The following is a 13,596-nucleotide window of genomic DNA, read 5'->3' as shown; positions in this document are numbered from 1 at the left end:
GGCCTTCAGAATATGAGTGTGGCGGTCTTGACTGTACCCCGCCCGACAGAGGCGGAGAGCTGGAAAATGCGGATATCAAGCGTGTCGCCGGGTCCGAGCAGTACGCCCCAATCAGTGATCTGCTCAGCCGCGGCGTAGACGGCGCTGGTTGTGGAGGTGGTCAGGCTGCGCTTCACCGTCCCGCCATCGAGGATCTCGACTTCGTAGGCCTCGACCTCTTCGACCAGCGGCACCTCCACCGCGCCCCAGCTGTCAGCGGAAAGCGCCCGGGATCGGCGCGTCCAGCGGATCGTGAGATCACCGGGACTGCGCGGCTTGCGCCATGGCTGCTCCACATGAGCCACCGAGAATGGCCGGAACCCAACCCCCGCAGGTGTGAAGGGAGTGCCGAGGTAACTGTCATCGCTGACCGGGCGGGTCGCCGGGCCGATGCGCCAGTTCCACGGCAGCCCGAGGTCCCCTTCGGCGATCGGCAACGCGGCCAGCGTCTCGTCCAGCACCACCACCCGTGCGCCTGCAGGCGCCGGGGTCCCCATGGCCCCTTCGGTTCCGCGCTGTCCGCGCAGAAGGCGGGTCAGACGATATCGGCCCGGTGCGATCAGCTCGGTGATGCCTGCCTGCAGGATCTCCCAGACGCCCGGCGCAGTTTCCACCGCCAGTGCATTGGCCCCGCCAAACAGGGTCAGGTCGCTGACGCCCTCCAGCGTGCCGGAGAACAGATCCACGACCAGCGCATTACCGAGATCAAACCGCGAAGTGGGGCCGGAATGGAAATCCGAGACCAGCGCGCCGATCCTGGCGGAGCTGCCAAATGTCGTCAGCACTTCAAAGCTGTCCGTCGACGGGCTGCGGAACACCGCCATATCGCCCGGCCAGGGATCGGCAAAGGCTGCCACAAATGGCTGGTGTGCAGCCTGATCTTCGCTCAACTGCGGCAGATCGAGCAAGGTGACCTCTGGCGCACCGAAGACCGCGACTGGGCTCGGGGATGTTGGCCGCGCCTCGCCGGGTGGAACTTCGAGGCTTTCCAGATCCTGGCGCAAGGCTTCGATGCCCCGGGCGTCTGAATCTGCGATGGAGACAAGCCGCAGCGGCATCTGCCGGCCGTCATGCGCCAGCGTGACCACGTCGGCGGGATCAAGGGCCAGCCGCGACGGTGGCAGTCGGAAGGTCGCGCTTTCCCGCGCGGTCCAGGCTTCCATTAAGGCGCGCTGGCAGCGGCGTTCGGCCTCTTCGGGCGGAACTGCAATGGGGAAGGCCTCGGAGGTGACGCGGGTCGAGTCCACGGTGATGCGCCGGGCCTCGACCTGCGCGGTGTCATAGTCTCCGTCCGCGCGGGTGACCTGCCACTTCAGCGCCTGGGGCAGCTCGGTCTCCTGCGCGCGGACCAGTTCCAGAATGTCACCCTCGCGCGGGGCGACAAGATCATCATGGGTCAGACTGACAACAGCGCCGCGACCACGCATGAGGAACCTGATCTGCCCTTCACTCTCAACCGCATCAAACCCGAAATGTCGCGCCAGCGTGGAGATCGAGGCCCGCGGCGATTCCAGTGCGGTGAGGATGTAGCCCTCGACAGAGCCTGTCAGACCCGTCGTGTCGACAAAGGCGGCGGGGAGCCCGGCACGCAGACAGAGGTCCCGGACAAGGGCGGCCAGCGACCCGCCGCCCATCCGCCCGGTCAGCCAATGCCCGCGCTGCCAGTTTGGCCCATCTGTCCAGATCTCGGTGAGGGCGGGGAAATGCGGATAGGGCCGTGCATCCCAGGTCCAGGCGGCACAGTCGGGCAGATCGATCATCGGTGCGCTGTAGATTGTGGACACGGGGTTGTTTGCGGCTTCCCCCCAATAGGTGAGAAGGGCTTCGTAATACGCCCGCTGGATCGCATCGTCGCGCCAACCGCGCGAGAAGTAAGGCACCGCACTTTCCGAGGATTTGGGATCGAAGAAGACGTTGGGCTGATTGGTGCCCCGGTCGATGGCGGGGCAGCCGCATTCGGTGAAGACGATGGGTTTGGACTGCGGGATCCAGGCGGTCGGCGATCCGCTTTCCACCCCACCCGGTCGGTCAAAATGCAGATTGGACCACCAGGCGTTCAGGTCCTTATACCGAAACACCCAGGGCTTGCCTTCAGAGCCGTCCTCGACGGGCGTGCGGATTTGCGCGGTTCGATCAGCATCCGAGGCATAAAACCAGTCGAACCCTTCGCCACCCTCGATGTTGGCTTGCAGATAGGCGCGATCGTAGACCGTCGGCCAGCCCGCCTCTGCATCAAGATGTGCGGAGCCATCGCGCCAATCGGAGAGCGGCATGTAATTGTCGATGCCGATAAAACCGATCTCCGGGTCTGCCCAGAGCGGGTCGAGATGAAAAAAGACGCTTGTGACCGGCTCGGAACTGGCCAACGGCAGCACGGGCGCGCTGTAGCTGACCAGTTTGTCGAAATTGCCCGAGTAGTAGGGCTCCTCGAGCTGCAGCACGATCCGCAGCGCTACGATGTCGGCATTGTCGCGCGTGTAGCTCAAAGACCGGGGGTGATCTCCGGGATCGGATTCAATGAGGTTGCGTGAGGCGATCACGCTGGCAAAGCTTGCCATGCGCAGCCCGTCCGGCAAGACGCTGTCGATCTTGGTCTGGGTGAGACCGTATAGCGTCAGGACGTCATTGCAGGGACCGATGGAACTGCCCTGCTGGATGGTCATGATGTCGGTGTAGGTCAGTTCGGTGCCGAGGGGGACATCGCCGATCCAGAGATCGTGAATGGCGTAATAGGTTGCCTGGGAATCCGGCCCGGTCTGCGAAAGGCTGCTGCCAAGCGACAGGTCGGCGAGATCGATGGTGGGGCCACCGGAATAGACATGCAGCCGCCAGCCGGAGGTGAAGTCCGGCACCAGTTGGGGGACATATACCTTGTAGTCACCGGCCAGGATCGGGGTGCTGAGCGTGATGCCGGAAAAATCTGTCGGCGCGGTGTCCCCGGCCTCGGTGACATGATGGCCGAAATACTCCGACCAATCGGCGGCATAGCTGATGCGTGTGGTGGATCCGAGAACGCCGCGCACGTCGGCCGCCAGATCCCGGAAAGCCTGCACCGCCGGGAAGGTGTCGTTCTCTGCGCGGATGGTGGTCAGCCCACGCATCTCTGAGCCGATCAGGAAGGCATCGACCCCGCCTGCCACGGTGCAGAGATGTGCATAGTGCAGGATCATGCGGCGCAGCCCCCAATCCACGCCGCCGGTCCAGGCGACATTCTCGCCGGTGACGGTGAAATCCGATGGCATGGCCGCGCCGAACAGGGCCGCGACCTGGGCGGCCGCCGCTGCGGTCTGATCCACTGTTCCAGAAAAGCCCGCGGCCGGTGCACAGGTGATGCGCCCGCGCCAGGGAAGCGCGGGCTGGCCGATGGCGGATGCGTCGTCTGAATAGGGGGTCGGCAGCGTGTTGCCCGATGGCACATCCATCAGCAGGAAGGGATAGAAGGTGACGCGCCAGCCGCGCGCCTTGATCTCGCGGATTGCCTCGACGACGGAGAAATCCGCCGGCGTGCCGCCAAAGACCGGGCGGTCCTGCGCATCGCGGCTGACAAGCGGGGCATTGACGCGGTCCAGCCCGTTCACCCGCCAGGCCTGCGGGGTTGTGGTCTTCTCCCCGGTCTCGATACAAGGCCGGATCGTGCAGTGGCCTGCGCGCAGATCGTCGCCGAACCAGGAGACGACGAGGCTGACGCTTTCGAGATTGGGCAAGGCTGCCTGCAACTGGTCCAGCGCCACGTTGAGATCCGGGGCGTCCGCCCGGGCGTGGACATTCTCGGACCGGGTTGTGCCGAGCGCTCCCTTGCGGATCGGCGTGGTGGCGTAGACAAATTCTCCCGCCGAGGGGATCAGGGTGACGGCCCGGATCAGGTTTTCCGCCCCGTCCTCGCCGCCAAGGGGGCGGAAGACCTCGAAGGACAGTTGCGGCAGGCGGTTGCCGAAGTTTGCCAGCGGCAGGTCTTCGAACAGGACATAGGCGGTGCCGCGATAGGCGGGTGTGTTGCCCATGCCCATGGTGGCGGCGATGAAGGGATCTGCCGTCTGGATCTCGTCACCGGGATACCAGCGCCAGGTCAGGCCGGAGGTATCCAGAAGCTTGCCGTCGGCCCAGATGCGTCCGATGCCGGTGATGGGTCCCTCACAGAGTGCCACCGCGAAACTCGCGTAGTAGAGATACTCGGTGGTCTTGACCTTGGGTCCACCCCCGCCTTTGCCGCCGCCTTGGGTGGAGGTCTTCTTGCGCTCGCGGAAATCCGTGGCCCAGATGATATTGCCGCCAATGCGCATGCGCCCGTAAAGCCGCGGGATGACCGCGCCCTCGGTCGAGGAGGTGATGCGCAACGTGTCCAGCCGCGCGCCTTCGATCCTCTGGGCAGGGGTGAGCGAGGAGACGATCCAGCTGTCGACCGCCGAGCCGAGGGTCGAGCCGACAAAACCGCCGATCGTAGCGGCGCTGACCCCGAAGATTGCCCCGCCAATGCTGCCGCCAATGGCCGAGCCAACGGCTCCGAGAACAAGCGTGGCCATAAGTCAGGTCCGATCCGGAAAGAGGAAGGCAAAGGCGATGCGCCGCCGCCAGGTGGGTGTCAGCGGCTCCTCGATAACGCCGAGGCGCTCATAGGCGTGGAGGAACGTGTCGGGCCCGGTCAGGATCCCGACGTGTTTTGCGATAGCGCGCGGGGTCATGCGGAACAGGACCAGCGCGCCGAGACCAACCTCTGCATGCGGACGCTCGATCATCATGCGCCTGGCGCCCTCGGCTAGGACCTCTCGAGGCCCTGTCTCGCCCCAGTCCCGGCTATAAGGTGGGATCTGAAACGGCTCCTGGCCGACGATCTCCCGCCAGATGCCGCGGGCTAGGCCGAGGCAGTCGCAGCCGACGCCGCGCAGGCTGGCCTGATCGTGATAGGGCGTGCCCAGCCAGGAACGGGCCACGGCGATGACGCGTTGGGGATCGGTGCTTGCTCTCATGCATCGCGATGCGATGCACTGCCGCGCGTCGTTTCCGCTGGAAACGACGTTCACAGCACGGCTCCCTCATGCCCGCCATCTTTCGTCGCGTAGCGGAGCACAGCATCCTGACCGGGGATGTGTGGGAAACCGCGGAAATTGGCGGTGTTGGCAAACTTCGCCCCGCAGGTCTCGATCCGCTTGTCGCAACCCGCGCGGATGGTGATGGCGTCGCTCTCGGCGATCTCGCGCACCGGTGCTTCGAGCAGGGTTAGGATTGCGATTCCGTCCGTGGCGTCATGGCCCAGCACCTCCGCGATCCGTCCCGCATTGGCACCGCTGGTCCATTCGAGGGTGCCATGCGCAAACCAGCCAGCGGCAAATCCTGTCAGACCGGAGACGCGAACAGCTCGGTCTCGCAAGATGGTCACGACAGAACCGGTTCCCTTGAAGGCGGGGTCTTCGAGACCGACGCCACAGCGGAAATCCCCAAGCGCTGCATCGCAACTCGCCTGAAACGTCCGTCCCACCGTCTGGCCCAGCACATGGGCAAGCGAGCGCACTTCGGCCACAAAGGCCAGCCGTCCGCGCCGGATCTGGCCGATGGCGCCGCGCCGCAACAGGGCCCGCTGGCCCGGGTCAACCCAGTTCACCCGCCAGACCTCGACCTCTGCATTGTCCCAGCGCCCGTCGAGGATATCGATCTCGGTGATCCTGTCGGAACTCAGCACGCCTTCGGCGTCCTGAGCATCTACGGAGAGGTCAGTGCCTGAACGGATCTCGGAGGCTGTCAGCCCGCTTTCGGGCTCAAAGCCGGTGCCGTCAAAGTCGAGTGCCAGATCATGATCGGTAAAGCCAAGGCTCATGCCATCGGCGCGCAGGATGCGCCAGCACCAGCAGAGTGTGGTTGTTCCCTCGTCGAGATGGGCCTGAAACGTCGGGTCGAGGGACTTCATTGCGGCCACCCGCAACCGGCATCGATCAGGCGGATCAGACGCGCGCCGGTTGTGACCGAGCGCGGTCCACCGTCATCAGCGAGCGCTGCGGCGTGGGTTGTCACGGCGCGCGCCAGTCCAGCACAAAGCGCGGGTTCACTCACGGCCACGGGTGCGCAGCCAGTCGCGCAGCACATTGGGATCACTGCCCAGATCAGCCGTTGCATCTTTCATCCTCCGTTTGGTTGCTTCTGCGTCGTCGCGGTCCCGCAGCGCCTGACGTGTTTGTTCTTCGGCGACGCCCCGGCCTTTTGCTCGCCAGAGCAGTATGGCCAGACCCGCAATCAGGGTGGCGAGGGCCATCAGACCCGTGACCAGGTCAGCCATCCCCTCGGAACCCCCGTTCGATCCGATCGCGCAGGCCGATCAGGCCGAGACCCAGAAAGATCAGCCCGGCCGGGGAGGCATCGCCTGAGCCCGCCATCAGAGCGACAAGCCGGGCGAGCTCGCTGAAGGCGCCGGTGGCGGGGAGTGCCGCGGCGGCAACGCCGGTCAGGACAGCGAGTACCCCCGCCCACCAGGTCAGGGAGTTGGGTCGGATATAGCGCATGGGTCAGGCTTTCCGATTCAGGGTGGAGAAGAAACGCACCAGGCGGGTGAGCCAGCTGTGCTGAGCTTTGGATGCCGATGGCGCGGCGGGTTTGGACTCGGAAGAAACCGCCCGTTCTGGGCGCAAGAGCGCCAGCGCCTCGGTCTCGGTCAGCCGTCGGATTGGACGGGAGAAATCCACCCGACCGTGTCTGTCGACCGACCAGACCGGGATCGACCCAGCCGGATAGCGGCCATCCCGGAAGAGATCCCGCTCCGCTTCCCGACGCGGTATGATCGCGGCGGGCTTGCGCCAGTTCAGGAAGGCCCCGGCGGCTGCGTCGCGGTCACCTGCGTTCAGGTGGCGCGTCAGTGTCGCCCGTGCGATGCCGCCGGTATTGTAGTGGAACGAGACCAGCGCATCGAATTCATGGGGCGCGAGGGGCACCTTCACCGCGCGCCGGACGTCGGCCTCGTAACGTGCCAGATCCGCGCGGAAGATCTGGAACGCCTCGCGGAGTCCGGCTTCAAGGTCTGCTGGCATGCCACGGGGCATCTTGGCCGGATCGGGGGGACCGGCCGCAGCCGTATGGCCGACGCCGAAGGTCCAGACGTTTACGACATCAAGGTAGGGTCCCGGCACGATACCCTCGTGCCGGGTGAGGGCCAGCAGGCCCCGGTCTGTCATCTGCATGGATTTATCCCAGTTGAGAAAGGATCAGGATCAGCGCTGCGACGGCCAGGCCGATGCGCAGGCGGTGAATGAAGGTCTGCCGGGCGTCGACAGGCACGCAGCGGAGGAACCGCGCAAGGCGGAGGAGCTCACTCATTGTTGCCCCGATCGCCGTTGCCTCCTGTCGCGGCGCGCAGCCGCGCGAGGATGACTTCAATGAAGGCCGGGCCAAAGACGCCGACGAGATAGGCGGCGGATCCTGCGGCGCCCCCGGCCGGGATGGCCTCGGGCGGCAGATCCAGCCAGCTGGTCACCAGCGCCATGGAGAGGCTGCCCATCCCGGCGGCGATCAGTCCGCCGAGCAGGATGTGCCGCAAGGCATCGCGCAGGCGCATCTTTGTGGTCAGCGCATTGGTCGCCCCGCCAAGCGCGCCCCAGGCGGCCAGGATCACGGCGGTTGAGGCCGCAAGTTCGCGCAGGACAGCCGCCATGAAGCTGCCGGTATCGTTCATCGTCGGATCTCCAGGAGAGGGATGGAGGTGATCGAGCCCAGGCGCTCGAGGTCGTGCGTCACATCGAGCACGTCCGTGTCGAAGCGCACGGGCACGTCGAACTCGAAGCCTGCGGAGACGGTGGCGCCGGTCCCAGGCGCAGAGATGAAGGTCACGCCACCCGTCGTTGTGTCGACGGACCAGCCGCTGACCAGTTCGGTGCCGTCGAACCCGATGCGGAGACTGCCCGCGACCGGTTTGGTGATTGCTCGCGTCCATGTCTGCGCACCGGAGACATAGTTCTTCGCCAGCTGGAACCCGGTTGTGCTGCCGTCGCCAGTGCCAATCACCTGGTCACTGTGCGATGGCGTACCCGAGGGCAGACAGGATTTGAAATCGCCCCAGTCCTTGAAGCGGAAGCCATGCAGCCGCCCGTTGCGGGCCTCGAAAAAGGCAACCACTGCCGCCAGATCATCTCCGCGGCGGATGCCATAGGCTACGTCATAGCGGCGGCGCGAATTGGCCCAGCTGGCGTTGCGTTCTTCATCGCCCGAGGCCAGTTCGACGATCTGCGTGCGGCGTTCCGGCCCGCCCCGTGCACCACGGCTGATGTTGTCCGGAAACCGGATCTCATGGAACGCCACTACATACCCCTCCGCCCGAGCGAGACCGCGCGGGCAATGTCCGCGGCGACCTGCGTTCGGGATTGCCGGAAGCTTTCGGCGTCGCGGGTCATGATGGTGACAGCAACGCCGCCGCTTGCACCGTAATTTTGTGTTTCCCGCCGTGACAGCACCCGCTCGCCACGTTGCAGGATCGCGGGTATCTCGTCATGGCGCAGTCCGGCCATGCCGCCAGCATGCATCCGGGGAGCGTTGGCGAAGGCCATGGCCGGGACCATCCGCGAGGGTCCGGCGGACCCGACCATCCCACCCGCATGCAGGACATTCGCGAATATCCCGCCAGCACTCCCCAGCGCGCCAGAGAGCGCATTGGCGATCGGCCCAAGAATGAACCGCCGCGCCGCCAGCTTTGCAAGATCGGCCAGCAAGGATGTGACCAGACCGCGGAAGTCCAGTTTGCCGGTCTTTACGAACTCGCCGATGGCATTCTCGGCCGACTGGAAAGCGCCGACCAGGCTCTGACCGATGTCGCCGCCGATATCGCGCGCCTTGCTGGCATAGTCCGAGAGCGCAGCGGTCACCGCCTGCCAGCCGGTGACCGCTGCCTCGGCGTCGGGTTTGGCCGCAGCCGCAGCCGCCCCGGCGGCAGCACCCGCGCCGGTCGCCGCGCGTCCGGCATTCCCAAGGGCAGTCTCCAACCTGTCGGCGGCACCAGCCGCCTCAATCAGCGCATCAGCCGCACCTTCATCACTGCCGCGCACCGCATCTCGCAGTGCTTGCCAGCTTTCAAGTGGCGCGCGGGCGCTCTCGGCAAGATCCCTGGCCGCGCCTCGATAGAGATTGGCGGACTCCAGCGCCCGATTGGCCGTATCCGCGAGCCCGAGATCGGGGGCGGTCAGCGGGTTATCCGCAAAGGCGCGGTCGAAGGCGGATTGCGCGGCACTGGTTGCGGCCGTCGCCGCGCCCGCAAAGCGGTTCTCGATCTGGCCCAATTCCAGATCGGGGATGATCGAGATGCGGCGCTCGGACCCCAGCGCTTCCAGCCCGGTATTGATCCCACCGATGAAGCCGTTGATGCGCGAGACCACGCCATTCAGCATGGCCTCCACGCCGTCGATCAGGCTGTTGGCCGCCTGAAACGCCAGATCGCCAATGGCCGCCGGGAGCAGGCCCCAGATGGCTTTGATCGCCTCATAGGCACCTTCAAAGGTGTTCGCGGCCGTGTTGCCAAAGGCGACGACGCTTTCAATCGCACTCTGCATGGCCGAGGCGGCATCAGCCTTCAGGTCAAAGAACATCGCCGTGGCCGCCGCGCCGGCCGCCGCAGCCCCCATCTTGATGCGGTCCCAGACCTCTACGGCCAGATCTTTCAGCAGCGACATTGCCTCCCCAAAGCCTCCCGCGCCGGACACGAGGCGGGTGAACTGATAGATCAACTCGCCCGCGCCGACGATCAGCGCGCCAATGCCGGTGCGGATCAGCGCGCCGCGTAGCAGGACAAGCGCCGTGGCGAGGCCGCGGACTGACAGGGCAGCGACCGCCATCCCGGCAACCCAACGCCCGGCGAGGAATGCAGCGAAGGTCGCGGCGTAGGTCGTCAGCCTGCCGATGTTGTCAAAGAGGACCCGGATCGCGATGCCGAGCGGGCCCGTCGTGCGCGCAACCGCCGCCATGGCATTGGCAACCGCCTCCAGCGCGGGGGCTGCCGCGACGGCCAGCTGGTTCGAAAGCCCGCGCCAGATCAACCCAAGCCGCGAGATCGCGTCATTGGTGCGTTCGATCTGGCGGGCATCCTGGTCAGACACCACCACCCCGAAATCCCGCACATCTTCAGTGGCCTGTTTGAGCGTCGCAGTGTCGATGCGGGTGAAGACCAGCGCGGCGCGATCGCCAAAGAGCTGCGAGGCAAGGGCCGCACGCTCGGCCTCGGGCACAAAGTCTTCCAGCGCGGTCTGGATCGCGGCGATGCGCGCATCCAGCGGCAGGCGTTGCAGATCCTCGGCGGAGAGCTTCAGGCGGTTCAGCGCCTCCACAGCCGGTCCGGTGCCAGAGGCGGCCTGGCTAAGCCGCCGGGTGAGTTGCAGCGTTGCCTGTTCAACCTGGCCCATCGACACCCCGGCCAGATCGCCAGCGCGTTCCAGCACCTGAATGCTGGCGACCGTGGTCTTGAGCGAGGCCGCCAGCTTGGCCTGCGCATCAACGGTCTGTAGCCCCGAGCGGATCATGGCCACGCCTGCCGCTGCGGCAGCGGCCACAGCGGCAGCCGCGGCAAGTTTGACGCGCCGGGAGAAGGCGGCGAGGCGCGTGTTCGCCGCCTCCATCTCGCGGCTGAGCCGCCCGAACCCGCGCGCGCCAGCCTCGCCCACGCCCTCCAGTTCGGCGCGCACCTGCCGTCCGCCGACCGCCCCGAGGCGGACGCTAACCCGTTTTTCTGCCATGCGAGGGATCCATCTGTTCGTTGAGTTTGGTCACCATCACCGCCTCGATGGCGGGCAATAGTTCGGCTGCGGCGGTTGGCGGAACGCCGAGCGCGTCACCCAGTGCGAAGGCTGCGGTCAGGTCCCAGCCGATCACGGCACCGGGCGACACGCGGAGTTGGCCGCCGAGACGACCGACGAGGTCCCAGACCTGCCAGCCTTCAATGGTAAGCGGTCGGTTCAGCCGCGCCGGGCAGTCTGGGCAGGCTTGCGCGCGGCCCTCGTAGGGTGCGCAGGCTTGGCAGTACCGCTCGCCCCCGCCGAAGGACCATTCGGCGAGGGCGTGGAGACGTTTTTTTCCTGTTCCAGCAACAGACCCTTGGACACATAGGTCAGCTGGAAAGCCTCGAAGATCGGCCAGATGTCGAGAAGAGCGTCGATGGCGTCCGGGCTCGGGTCGATTGGATTGCCGTCCGCGTCACCGATGCCCTCCCAAGTGAGAGCTGCCCGGCGCGCCAACGCCTTGGCGAAGGCAACAGCGCGTTCTTCGTCGGAAGCATCCTCAGGAACCGCCTCGACGGCCGGATCGCTGCGGGTCGCCACCATCAGTGCGGTGGTCAGCGGGCGGAGTTGCACCCGCACGCCGGGGGCTAAGTCATGCCAGCGGGGCGCGTTGGTCAGATCGAGCGTCAGCATTAATAGGTCTCCACGTCATTGATCAGGGTTGCGGTGCACATTCGCCCGACCGTGCTGTCACGCGCGGCCTGCCAGTCGAAGGTGGCCTGCACGCCCTGCGGTCCGGAAATCTCGATGCGGGGGCGCGGCAGGTACACGGCGTGCACGGTGAAGGTGAAGCTCTCGCCAGAGGGCAGCACATAGGCGAACTCAAGCTCGCAGGGATCGCCATTGATTGCCTGTGTCACCAGAGTCTGATCGGCGAACCGCACCTCGATGGAGCCGGTCAGCGCGGCGATGGAGGGGTCTGCGCCGTCGATGCGACCGTCCGAGCGGATGGTCTCAATCCGGTCGAGATTGTTGGCATAGGTGATGTCGGCCGAGACGACGTTGCCGAGGGCGGACCCATTGCGGGTGATGGCCCCGTTGAAATGGCCGAAGCGCTGCAATTCGAGGGCGGCAGGCGTGCCCGCACTTGTCGTTGTGCCCACGGTCTCGCCCTGCGCCACCAGCCGGGCCGTCGCGGTGAGCAGGCCAGACCGCTGCATTTGCCAGTTGATCTGGTCGAGCACGCAGCCGGAATACATCGCAAAACGCGGCACCTCGGGCATGCCAGTCTCGATGGACATGCTGGGCAACGTCCAGGCACCGGACTGGAATTCATGTGTCCAGGGGCCGGTACCAGTCGTGATTGGGTCACCAAAACCCGCCTTCAGCCAGAAACCGAAGGCCTCAGCGTCGAGCGGCACCACGACATCACCGTCAGCGGTCACCGCATCCTTGATCGGTGCCAACGGATCCCGTCCGTAGCCCAGAAGTTCGGAATTGAGCAGCGGCTGCTCCGCCCCCAGCGATGTGCTGGCGAAGGGCATCTTGGTGAAGCCGCCGACGGGCGGCGTTCCATAGGTTGTTTCGAACGCAAGCGCCATCTGCGCCCGCGCCCCTTGGGCTCGTGCCATGTTCATCTCCTGAGATACGTTTTGACTACCTTGACCCCGCCAGTTCTGACTAATCTCGCGAGAACAAACCCCGGCAGGCCCTGCTTGCCGCGAAACTCATAGAAAGTTGGACCATGTCCCAGACGTTAGCTGCCTCCAGTCCAGGCAATGCGCGGTCACATTTTGCAGCGGCGCCAAGCTATCGGGCGATCTGACAGTACCGGGACTTTTTGAACTGTTCGGGCATGCGGACGGGAAGATCACGGCAGACACAATTCTGATCGAGCAAAGCGGATCTGCGGTCGGCGACCTTCGTGCGGACATCATTGTGATCAAAGGGCGCTTCGAAGGGCGGATCATCGGCAGGGCCGTTACACTCCATGCAAGTGCCCAGCTTTCTGGCGAGATCTCCTATGTGACGCTCAAAATCGACAGCGGCGCTGACGTGAACTGCACCTGCTCACGGCAGGATCCGAGCGAAACCTGAGGTGGCCGATCAGTCACGTGAGCGGGTCAGGCGTGGAGTAATGCAGGACCACCGAGATCACGGCGGCCTTCAGGGTGGCCGCGCCTTCGACGGGCAGATCGACCGGACGCGGCGCGTCCGCCTCGACCCAGTCACATAGGCCGCCGAGTGTGCGGTCGGCGGCAATCGCCGCACCTAGGCTGGCGGTCAGCGTGTCGAAGGCGGCGTCTCGGTCGTTCGTTCCTTGCAAGGGTCCCCCGGACCCTTGCATCTGCTGCGCAGACCGGGCCTCACCCTGCACGACCGCCTCAATCTCGGCGCGGTGTTGGTAATGGTAGCGCAGCGGCGACAGCGTCACCTCCGGCTCTCCCGGTTCGCCGTCGCGCAGGATCAGCAGGCCTGCCGTCGGTACGCGTTCAGGCAGGACGTCGCCCCGAAGAGCGGTGGCGGGCAGCGTTTGCAAAAGGGCGTGCAGCGCGGTGAGGATGGTTTCGCGGGTGGTGGGCATGTTCGCTCAGTCTGTTTTTCTTCAGCGCGGCAGCAACTTCGAGACAGATGCAGAACGCGAAAGCTCGAACGCAGCGTTCGACGCGATGGGCGGAAGCTGCCCTTCGTTGCGCCTCGGTCGAACTGGCAAAGTGCGGACTTTGCTGCCGTTCCTGTCATCAGATCAAATGACCGCTAGTGTTCCCCACCTGACACAGGATTCCCATTGAGGGCCTGATGTGCTATATTCGGGACATGAGACGCAATGACATTTGCCTTTACCTTGGCCCCGCCGACCGTGCTGAGCTTCAAGCTCTGATCA

15 protein-coding genes are annotated in these 13,596 nt (G+C 65.5%); 1 reads left to right on the top strand and 14 read right to left on the bottom strand.

Annotated elements, in window-relative coordinates:
• Nucleotides 1-5: 5 nt before the first annotated feature.
• From ROE7235_RS20575 to ROE7235_RS13420, 13 genes are all read right to left on the bottom strand, one after another.
• Nucleotides 6-4,559, bottom strand: coding sequence for a baseplate multidomain protein megatron (locus ROE7235_RS20575; RefSeq protein ID WP_245963969.1), 4,554 nt, complete (start codon nt 4,557-4,559; stop codon nt 6-8).
• Between the two features lie 3 nt (nt 4,560-4,562).
• Nucleotides 4,563-5,003: an NlpC/P60 family protein gene (locus ROE7235_RS13465; protein ID WP_121096031.1), complete on the bottom strand. Its 441-nt coding sequence runs from the start codon at nt 5,001-5,003 to the stop codon at nt 4,563-4,565.
• 50 nt (nt 5,004-5,053) lie between these two features.
• Nucleotides 5,054-5,938, bottom strand: coding sequence for a phage/gene transfer agent baseplate hub protein (locus tag ROE7235_RS13460; RefSeq protein ID WP_089279688.1), 885 nt, complete (start codon nt 5,936-5,938; stop codon nt 5,054-5,056).
• Between the two features lie 135 nt (nt 5,939-6,073).
• Nucleotides 6,074-6,304 (bottom strand): hypothetical protein, encoded by a 231-nt coding sequence (locus ROE7235_RS13455; protein ID WP_089279687.1) that lies wholly within the window; start codon nt 6,302-6,304, stop codon nt 6,074-6,076.
• The gene (locus tag ROE7235_RS13450) at nt 6,297-6,527 is read right to left on the bottom strand and encodes a hypothetical protein (RefSeq protein WP_089279686.1); all 231 of its coding nucleotides are present in this window, start codon (nt 6,525-6,527) and stop codon (nt 6,297-6,299) included. The genes ROE7235_RS13455 and ROE7235_RS13450 overlap by 8 nt, the downstream gene beginning before the upstream one ends.
• A 3-nt stretch (nt 6,528-6,530) precedes the next feature.
• On the bottom strand, nt 6,531-7,199 hold the full coding sequence (locus ROE7235_RS13445) for a lysozyme (RefSeq protein WP_121096030.1): 669 nt from the start codon (nt 7,197-7,199) through the stop codon (nt 6,531-6,533).
• Nucleotides 7,200-7,203: 4 nt separating this feature from the next.
• Complete coding sequence (locus ROE7235_RS20830; RefSeq protein ID WP_281256124.1) at nt 7,204-7,335, bottom strand: hypothetical protein; 132 nt, start codon at nt 7,333-7,335, stop codon at nt 7,204-7,206.
• Entirely contained in the window at nt 7,328-7,690 is a 363-nt protein-coding gene (locus tag ROE7235_RS13440; RefSeq protein ID WP_089280498.1) for a hypothetical protein, read from the bottom strand. Before ROE7235_RS13440 ends, ROE7235_RS20830 begins: the two co-directional genes overlap by 8 nt.
• Entirely contained in the window at nt 7,687-8,313 is a 627-nt protein-coding gene (locus ROE7235_RS13435) for a DUF2460 domain-containing protein (protein ID WP_121096029.1), read from the bottom strand. The genes ROE7235_RS13440 and ROE7235_RS13435 overlap by 4 nt, the downstream gene beginning before the upstream one ends.
• Nucleotides 8,313-10,730, bottom strand: a complete 2,418-nt coding sequence (locus tag ROE7235_RS13430) for a phage tail tape measure C-terminal domain-containing protein (RefSeq protein ID WP_121096028.1) — start codon at nt 10,728-10,730, stop codon at nt 8,313-8,315. Before ROE7235_RS13430 ends, ROE7235_RS13435 begins: the two co-directional genes overlap by 1 nt.
• The gene (locus ROE7235_RS20165) at nt 10,711-10,881 is read right to left on the bottom strand and encodes a DUF7697 family protein (protein ID WP_183073511.1); all 171 of its coding nucleotides are present in this window, start codon (nt 10,879-10,881) and stop codon (nt 10,711-10,713) included. The genes ROE7235_RS13430 and ROE7235_RS20165 overlap by 20 nt, the downstream gene beginning before the upstream one ends.
• 68 nt (nt 10,882-10,949) lie before the next feature.
• Nucleotides 10,950-11,405, bottom strand: coding sequence for a hypothetical protein (locus tag ROE7235_RS13425; protein WP_121096027.1), 456 nt, complete (start codon nt 11,403-11,405; stop codon nt 10,950-10,952).
• Nucleotides 11,405-12,343, bottom strand: coding sequence for a phage tail tube protein (locus ROE7235_RS13420; protein WP_121096041.1), 939 nt, complete (start codon nt 12,341-12,343; stop codon nt 11,405-11,407). Before ROE7235_RS13420 ends, ROE7235_RS13425 begins: the two co-directional genes overlap by 1 nt.
• A gap of 106 nt (nt 12,344-12,449) precedes the next feature.
• Here ROE7235_RS13420 and ROE7235_RS13415 point away from each other — a divergent pair, with 106 nt between their 5' ends.
• Nucleotides 12,450-12,809, top strand: a complete 360-nt coding sequence (locus tag ROE7235_RS13415) for a bactofilin family protein (RefSeq protein WP_183073509.1) — start codon at nt 12,450-12,452, stop codon at nt 12,807-12,809.
• A 13-nt stretch (nt 12,810-12,822) separates the two neighbouring features.
• On the opposite strand, the gene ROE7235_RS13410 is transcribed toward ROE7235_RS13415, so the two are convergent.
• The gene (locus ROE7235_RS13410; protein ID WP_121096025.1) at nt 12,823-13,296 is read right to left on the bottom strand and encodes an acyl-CoA transferase; all 474 of its coding nucleotides are present in this window, start codon (nt 13,294-13,296) and stop codon (nt 12,823-12,825) included.
• Between the last annotated feature and the right edge of the window lie 300 nt (nt 13,297-13,596).

This window comes from Roseinatronobacter ekhonensis (genome assembly GCF_900499075.1).
GTDB lineage: Bacteria > Pseudomonadota > Alphaproteobacteria > Rhodobacterales > Rhodobacteraceae > Roseinatronobacter > Roseinatronobacter ekhonensis.
This window is presented reverse-complemented; position numbering and strand designations above follow the sequence as displayed.

Bases quoted from the DNA above. Each gene is read 5' to 3' on its own strand.
- ROE7235_RS13440 (WP_089280498.1), bottom strand. From the start codon at position 7,690: ATGAACGATACCGGCAGCTTCATGGCGGCTGTCCTGCGCGAACTTGCG.
- ROE7235_RS13425 (WP_121096027.1), bottom strand. From the start codon at position 11,405: ATGCTGACGCTCGATCTGACCAACGCGCCCCGCTGGCATGACTTAGCC.
- ROE7235_RS13445 (WP_121096030.1), bottom strand. From the start codon at position 7,199: ATGCAGATGACAGACCGGGGCCTGCTGGCCCTCACCCGGCACGAGGGT.
- ROE7235_RS13460 (WP_089279688.1), bottom strand. From the start codon at position 5,938: ATGAAGTCCCTCGACCCGACGTTTCAGGCCCATCTCGACGAGGGAACA.
- ROE7235_RS20830 (WP_281256124.1), bottom strand. From the start codon at position 7,335: ATGAGTGAGCTCCTCCGCCTTGCGCGGTTCCTCCGCTGCGTGCCTGTC.
- ROE7235_RS13430 (WP_121096028.1), bottom strand. From the start codon at position 10,730: ATGGCAGAAAAACGGGTTAGCGTCCGCCTCGGGGCGGTCGGCGGACGG.
- ROE7235_RS13420 (WP_121096041.1), bottom strand. From the start codon at position 12,343: ATGGCACGAGCCCAAGGGGCGCGGGCGCAGATGGCGCTTGCGTTCGAA.
- ROE7235_RS13455 (WP_089279687.1), bottom strand. From the start codon at position 6,304: ATGGCTGACCTGGTCACGGGTCTGATGGCCCTCGCCACCCTGATTGCG.
- ROE7235_RS13450 (WP_089279686.1), bottom strand. From the start codon at position 6,527: ATGCGCTATATCCGACCCAACTCCCTGACCTGGTGGGCGGGGGTACTC.
- ROE7235_RS20575 (WP_245963969.1), bottom strand. From the start codon at position 4,559: ATGGCCACGCTTGTTCTCGGAGCCGTTGGCTCGGCCATTGGCGGCAGC.
- ROE7235_RS13410 (WP_121096025.1), bottom strand. From the start codon at position 13,296: ATGCCCACCACCCGCGAAACCATCCTCACCGCGCTGCACGCCCTTTTG.
- ROE7235_RS13465 (WP_121096031.1), bottom strand. From the start codon at position 5,003: ATGAGAGCAAGCACCGATCCCCAACGCGTCATCGCCGTGGCCCGTTCC.